Raw genomic sequence first — 6,784 nt, forward strand, 5'->3', positions numbered from 1 at the left:
CGCATGCTATTCGTTCGCCACTCTGGCTATTTTGCCCTGCTCTAAATAAACAAGAAGAATGGAAATATCCGCAGGATTTACCCCTGAGATCCGCGAAGCCTGTGCCATTGAAAGCGGTCTGACCTCTTTCAGCTTCTGGCGCGCTTCTGATGCAATCCCTGAAATCGCGTCATAATCGATGTTTTCAGGAATTTTTTTGTTTTCCATTTTCTTGAGCTTTTCAACCTGCTGAAGGGATTTCTCGATATAGCCTTCATACTTGATTTGAATTTCAACCTGTTCGGCTATTTCTCCGGAAATAATTTCATCTGCCGGAACAAGCGCGTGAATATGATCGTAGTTCATTTCCGGTCTTTTGAGAAGATCGGCAGCACGGATGCCGTCTTTCAGCTCGCTTCCGCCAGCCTGTCTGATGACGTCCTGAGTTTGCTGATTCGGCTTGATGATCACGGTGCTTAAGCGTTTCTTCTCTTTTTCAATCTCGTCTTTTTTCAGAAGGAACGACTGATAGCGCTCTTCTTTGATCAGACCGATTTTATGGCCGGTTTCTGTAAGGCGCAGGTCCGCATTGTCATGTCTTAACAAGAGACGGTACTCAGCTCTTGAGGTCAATAAACGATACGGCTCATTCGTGCCTTTTGTGACAAGGTCATCAATCAGAACGCCGATATAAGCGTCCGAACGGCTCAGAATGACCTCTTCTTTGCCAAGGGCTTTGCTGGCAGCGTTGATTCCGGCCATCAGTCCTTGTCCGGCAGCTTCCTCGTAGCCGGATGTGCCGTTGATCTGTCCTGCAGTGAAAAGTCCCGGCACCTTTTTCGTTTCAAGCGTCGGCCACAGCTGCGTCGGAACGATTGAATCGTACTCAATTGCATAGCCGGCGCGCATCATTTCTACCTTTTCAAGACCAGGGATGGATGAAAGAATGCGTCTTTGCACATCTTCAGGAAGGCTTGTTGAAAGTCCCTGCACGTACACTTCCTGAGTGTTTCTGCCTTCAGGCTCAAGGAAAATCTGATGGCGCGGCTTATCGTTGAAGCGCACCACTTTATCCTCGATGGACGGGCAGTAGCGCGGACCCGTTCCTTTGATCATGCCTGAATACATCGGCGAACGGTGCAGATTGTCGTCGATAATCCGGTGCGTTTCTTCACTTGTATAAGTAAGCCAGCAAGGAAGCTGGTCTGTGATGTATTTTGTCGTTTCATAGGAAAAAGCTCGGGGTACGTCGTCTCCAGGCTGAATCTCTGTTTTGCTGTAATCGATGGAGTGGCTGTTGACCCGCGGTGGCGTGCCTGTTTTAAAACGGACCATATCAAGGCCGATTTCCTGAAGGTGCTCAGACAGCTGAATAGAAGGCTGCTGATTGTTCGGGCCGCTTGAGTATTTAAGCTCTCCGAGAATGATTTCGCCTCTAAGGAATGTGCCTGTTGTCAACACAACCGTTTTGGCGCGGTATTCTGCACCAGTCTGCGTGATGACCCCGCGGCATTCGCCGTCTTCCATGATCAGACGCTCGACCATACCTTGAAGCATCGTCAAATTCCGTTCGTTTTCCATCGTTTTTTTCATTTCATGCTGATACGTGAACTTGTCTGCCTGGGCACGAAGCGCTCTGACAGCCGGTCCTTTTCCTGTATTCAGCATTCTCATTTGAATATGTGTTTTATCGATGTTTTTTGCCATTTCTCCGCCCAAAGCATCGATTTCGCGGACAACAATTCCTTTGGCCGGCCCGCCAACAGACGGATTGCACGGCATAAACGCGACCATATCGAGATTGATCGTCAGACACAGCGTTTTGGCACCCATTCTTGCAGAAGCGAGAGCAGCCTCAACTCCTGCATGGCCGGCGCCTACGACAACAACATCATAATCACCTGCGTGATATCCCACGGCAGTTCCTCCTTTAAAAAATTCATTTATAAAAAGCGCAATCGCAAAACTTATAATCGCGGAGCTTATTTTCCGAGACAGAACTGGGCAAACAGCTGATCAATCAGGCTTTCGTGAACAGCATCCCCGATGATTTCCCCGAGAAGCTCCCATGTGCGCGTCAGATCAATTTGAACGATATCAATCGGAACGCCTGCATCAATGGCTTCAAGAGCATCTTCGATTGACCGTTTTGCCTGCGACAGCAGTGCAATATGTCTTGTGTTTGAAACATAGGTTAAATCTGTTGGACCGACTGCCCCTTCGAAAAAGAGGGAACTAATGGATTCTTCAAGCTGGTCAATGCCCTGTTCTTCGAGCAGTGACGTCGTGACGACCGGCGAGTTTCCGGCAAGCTCTTTTACCCGGTCCAAATCAATCTGCTGCGGCAGATCTGTTTTATTGACAATGACGATGACATCCATCCCGCTGACGGCTTCAAACAGCTGTTCATCTTCTTGTGAAAGAGCTTCGCTGAAGTTCATGACGAGCAGAATGAGGTCAGCCTTTTTAAGCACCTGTCTGGATTTTTCAACGCCGATCCGCTCTACGATGTCTTCCGTCTCGCGGATTCCCGCCGTATCGACCAGCCTGAGAGGCACGCCCCTTACATTCACGTACTCCTCAATCACGTCGCGCGTCGTTCCCGGAATATCTGTGACAATCGCTTTGTTTTCATGGATCAGGCTGTTAAGCAGCGAGGATTTTCCTACATTCGGACGGCCTACGATAACAGTCGAAAGGCCTTCCCGTAAAATTTTCCCCTGCTGGGAAGTCTGGAGCAGCTTTTCAATTTCCTGCTTCACATACGTCGCTTTTTCAACGAGCACATTGTGCGTCATTTCTTCAACGTCATCGTATTCAGGATAATCGATGTTCACTTCAACGTGTGCCAGTGTCTCAAGTATTTCCTGGCGCAGCTTTTGAATCAGCTTGGAAAGTCTTCCTTCCATCTGGCCAAGCGCTACGTTCATCGCTCTGTCCGTTTTAGCACGGATCAAGTCCATTACCGCTTCAGCCTGGGACAGGTCAATTCTTCCGTTCAAAAACGCACGTTTTGTAAACTCACCAGGATCTGCAAGTCTGGCTCCTCCGTTCAGGGCAAGCTGCAGCACACGGTTAACCGTAACAATACCGCCGTGGCAGTTGATTTCAACAATATCTTCTCTAGTGAATGTTTTTGGTCCTTTTAATACAGACACCATCACTTCTTCTACGATCTGGCCTGTATCAGGGTCCTTTATATGTCCATAATGTATGGTATGACTCTCAACGTCACGCAGTCTTTTTCCGGAAGGTCCTGAGTAAAGCCTGTCAGCAACCGCGATGGCTTCATCGCCGCTCAGTCTGACAATGGCGATCGCTCCCTCTCCCATCGGTGTGGATATCGCCGCAATCGTATCGAAATCCATGCGTTTCACCCCGCTTCTTTCAAAATTAATCTATAATGGCATGTTCTATTAAATACGCAGTCAAATTTATAAGATATCACAGTTGTTTCTTATTTGAAAGGAAAAAAGTTCAATTTATCCACAGTCTGATTTTCCGCACATTCAGCTACCTATTATTTTAACTTATCCACATGTTAATAACAATATTTCCAATCCCGCTTCATCTAAGTCCTCCCGGGGACAGAAAAAACCCCGCTGACTGACTATCAGCGGGGTTTTTCTATTTAGGCGCAATCACTAAATGACGGTGCGGTTCTTCCCCTACAGAGTAGGTTTTGATCTTATGCTGCTGGCTGACCAGTGCAGCATGGATAATCTTTCGTTCATAGGAAGGCATCGGCTCGAGCGGAACCTCTTTCCTCGTCCGGATCGCCTGATGGGCAAGCTTATGAGCGAGCTGAATCAGGGTCTCTTTGCGGCGGGATCTGTAGTTTTCCGCATCAACGGTAATGTTCAGATAGTGATTGGCATGGCGGTTTGCCGCAAGCTGCGTTAAATACTGCAGGGAATTGAGGGTTTGTCCGCGTTTTCCGATTAAAAGAGCCACTTTCTCTCCTTCAATTTGAAACGTCACATTTTTCCCGTCCTGCTTCATTTCGACAGTGGCGTCCACGCCCATGTTTCTGACAACATCCATTAAAAAGCGATGCGCTTCTTCTGCGGGATTCGGCCGTTTAACGGCTTTCACCCTTGCAGGCTTTGAACCGAACAGGCCCAAAAAACCTTTTTTGCCTTCATCAATCACGGTGATTTCTACTTCATTTTCAGTTGCATGAAGCTCTTTTAAAGCGGATTGTACTGCTTCTTTGACGCTAAGTCCCTCAGCAGTTATTTCTCTCACTTTTTCTTTCCTCCCGATTTCAAAAGGGCATTCTTTTTAATATCAGGTCCGTAGATGATCATTGTCTGCACGATCATGAACAGGTTACCTACAACCCAGTACAAGGAAAGTGCAGCAGGGAAGCTGACAGCAAAGATGACGATCATAATTGGCATGATATAAAGAAGCATGGCCATTTGCGGATTTTGACTTGCTGTTCCTGCCATCGTTAATTTCTGCTGAATGAAAGTTGTGATACCTGCAATGACCGGCAGAAGGAATAATGGATCACGTGCACCAAGGTCAAACCACAGGAAGTTGTGATCGGCAATTGCTTCTGTTCTCATGATGGCATGATAGAATCCGATAAGAATCGGCATCTGCACAAGTAAAGGAAAACATCCTGCAAGAGGATTTACCTTATTCTTCTGGAAAAGAGCCATTGTTTCCTGCTGAAGCTTCTGCTGTGTTTTCTGATCTTTCGAGCTGTACTTTTCACGCAGCTTCTGCATTTCAGGCTGCAGTTCCTGCATCGCTTTGGAGTTTTTGATCTGCTTGATCATCAGCGGCAGAATGGCAAAGCGGATAATAAGCGTTACGATGACAATGGAGATTCCATAATTTTCACCCGTTAATTCTGCGAAATATATGATAAGCCATGACAACGGATAGACAATGTATTGGTTCCAGAACCCCTGGCTTTCTTCTGTGATTGGCTGATTGACTTCTGTACATCCTGCAAGAAGCATCACCATGCTCACTAAGCCAAGCACTAACAATATTCTCCTTTTCAACCGGTATTCCTCCTAACAATCTAACTGAACCGGGCATTTTTTGCCGGCGTATCCAACCTATATTCTAACATCTTTAGATAAGAAATCGAAATTTGTTCTAAACATTTCTATGTATTTTTTATGGCGCTTTCACGGCGAACGCCGGGCTTTAGGATTTTCGTTTTTCTGAAAAGGTGCAAAAGACTGCTTTTCACTTCATGATAGTCCATTTCAGACGCAGGTTTTCTGGCAATGACAATGTAGTCCATGCCTGTTTTCAAGCTGTCTTTTTCTTCAAGGAATACTTGGCGGACGAGACGCTTTACCCTGTTTCTGGTTACGGCATTTCCTATCTTTTTGCTGACTGACAGGCCTAAGCGGAATTCCTTTTCTTCAGGCTGATTCAGCATGTAGATCACAAATTGTCTGTTTGCCATCGACTTGCCCTGCTTGAATACTTTTTGGAAGTCTTCGTTTTTTTTAATGCGGTTTTTCTTTTTCATGCCCTCACTCCGGATCCTTCCCTGACGTTCCTTTAGCCTGCTGAAAGCTCTGCCATCATTATTTCTTTAAAAGAATCTATTTAAACAGCTGTTTTCCTAAAAACATGGCCCAATCTGTTTGAAGGATTGGGCCATGTAAAAAAGACCACTGATAGTTTTCAGTGGCCTATGCTGATAATACTTTTCTTCCTTTGCGACGACGTGCTGCTAGCACTTTACGTCCGTTCTTTGAGCTCATGCGAGCGCGGAAACCGTGAACTTTGCTGTGTTTGCGGTTGTTTGGCTGATACGTTCTTTTCATTATAGACACCTCCCTGAGGAATAGCTGTTAAAGACAGTCTTTCTAATTATAGAGAGTGACCCCTCGAATTGTCAACCATCTGTCAAAAAAGATTTCGATCTGCGGTTTTTCGTTCTCGTTTTTTCATTTGCTGTTTCTACCCGTTCCCTTTCGCTCCAGTCACTTGCTTTCCGCGGGGAGCGCCGGGAGCCTCCTCGCTTCGCTTGCGGGGTCTCCCGTGCCCTCTTCATCCCGCAGGAGTCAAGTGCCTTCCACTTCAGTCCACTGAAGAATTGTTTATGTAAGTAAAACTTTCCTTCCCTCATGACAAACTGTTCCCTTCAGATTCAACTTCGACAACTTACATTCCGTCCGGCTAACCGTTTCCTTCCGCTCCAGAAACTTGCTTTCCGCGGGGAGGACCGGAAGCTTCCTCGCTGCGCTTGCGGGATCTTCCGTGCCCTCTTCATCCCGCAGGAGTCAAGTTTCTTCCGCTGCAGTCCACTGGATTGCAGCTCTGTTCAAATTCAAAAACCATAAAGGCATAAGCAAATTCAGATTAGAACTGAAACACCTTCTGCAGCCTGTCCAATTTCTCCCTCGTTTACCGACCTGTGCACAATTTTTTCGACAATATTTTTTATCCACACCCGTTATCGACAGGTTTCTCACAGAACAAACAGATGTGGACAATTTTTCTCAACAGGAAAGGAGGTATGTGGATAAGTTTTTCAAAAGCATTGCGCCGCTTCGTTTAATTTGATATTATATTTGTGTTTTCACTCTGAATATCAAACGGTATAAAATCAATTATCCACACATTGTGGATAACATGTGGAAAGATTATAAACACCCTGTTAAAAAACTTGTCCACACGTGAAGGTTTATGTCGAAAAGATGTTTTTCTACTATATTATATATTTATGCACATTTTGTCCTTTTGTATATTTATTCGCACGCCTATGAATGGTTGTACAAAACATATACACGTTACTTTTCTAAGAAGGAGGGAGATGCCTCAT

General features: G+C 45.8%; 6 protein-coding genes. All 6 read right to left on the reverse strand.

Translation table 11 applies throughout. The features are described from left to right. Positions 1 to 6 precede the first annotated feature (6 nt). The 6 genes from mnmG to rpmH all read right to left on the reverse strand — a co-directional run bounded on the left by mnmG (position 7) and on the right by rpmH (position 5,783). Positions 7 to 1,896 carry a tRNA uridine-5-carboxymethylaminomethyl(34) synthesis enzyme MnmG gene (gene mnmG / locus ACK1LH_RS20995; protein ID WP_029282925.1) on the reverse strand — a complete coding sequence of 630 codons (1,890 nt, stop codon included), beginning with the start codon at positions 1,894 to 1,896 and terminating at the stop codon, positions 7 to 9. Between the two features lie 65 nt (positions 1,897 to 1,961). Next, a complete protein-coding gene (mnmE, locus tag ACK1LH_RS21000; protein ID WP_029282923.1) occupies positions 1,962 to 3,347 on the reverse strand; it encodes a tRNA uridine-5-carboxymethylaminomethyl(34) synthesis GTPase MnmE in 1,386 nt (461 codons plus the stop codon). 259 nt (positions 3,348 to 3,606) lie between these two features. Further along, complete coding sequence (jag, locus tag ACK1LH_RS21005; RefSeq protein WP_029282921.1) at positions 3,607 to 4,227, reverse strand: RNA-binding cell elongation regulator Jag/EloR; 621 nt, start codon at positions 4,225 to 4,227, stop codon at positions 3,607 to 3,609. Continuing rightward, a complete protein-coding gene (gene spoIIIJ, locus ACK1LH_RS21010; protein WP_029282919.1) occupies positions 4,224 to 5,000 on the reverse strand; it encodes a YidC family membrane integrase SpoIIIJ in 777 nt (258 codons plus the stop codon). Before spoIIIJ ends, jag begins: the two co-directional genes overlap by 4 nt. Positions 5,001 to 5,107: 107 nt before the next feature. Further along, entirely contained in the window at positions 5,108 to 5,482 is a 375-nt protein-coding gene (gene rnpA, locus ACK1LH_RS21015) for a ribonuclease P protein component (RefSeq protein WP_029282918.1), read from the reverse strand. 166 nt (positions 5,483 to 5,648) lie between these two features. Then, positions 5,649 to 5,783, reverse strand: a complete 135-nt coding sequence (gene rpmH / locus ACK1LH_RS21020; protein WP_029282916.1) for a 50S ribosomal protein L34 — start codon at positions 5,781 to 5,783, stop codon at positions 5,649 to 5,651. Positions 5,784 to 6,784: the final 1,001 nt, after the last annotated feature.

Source organism: Metabacillus indicus, assembly GCF_046603695.1.
Classification (GTDB): domain Bacteria; phylum Bacillota; class Bacilli; order Bacillales; family Bacillaceae; genus Bacillus_P; species Bacillus_P indicus.

Bases quoted from the DNA above. Each gene is read 5' to 3' on its own strand.
- rpmH (WP_029282916.1), bottom strand. From the start codon at position 5,783: ATGAAAAGAACGTATCAGCCAAACAACCGCAAACACAGCAAAGTTCAC.
- rnpA (WP_029282918.1), bottom strand. From the start codon at position 5,482: ATGAAAAAGAAAAACCGCATTAAAAAAAACGAAGACTTCCAAAAAGTA.
- mnmE (WP_029282923.1), bottom strand. From the start codon at position 3,347: ATGGATTTCGATACGATTGCGGCGATATCCACACCGATGGGAGAGGGA.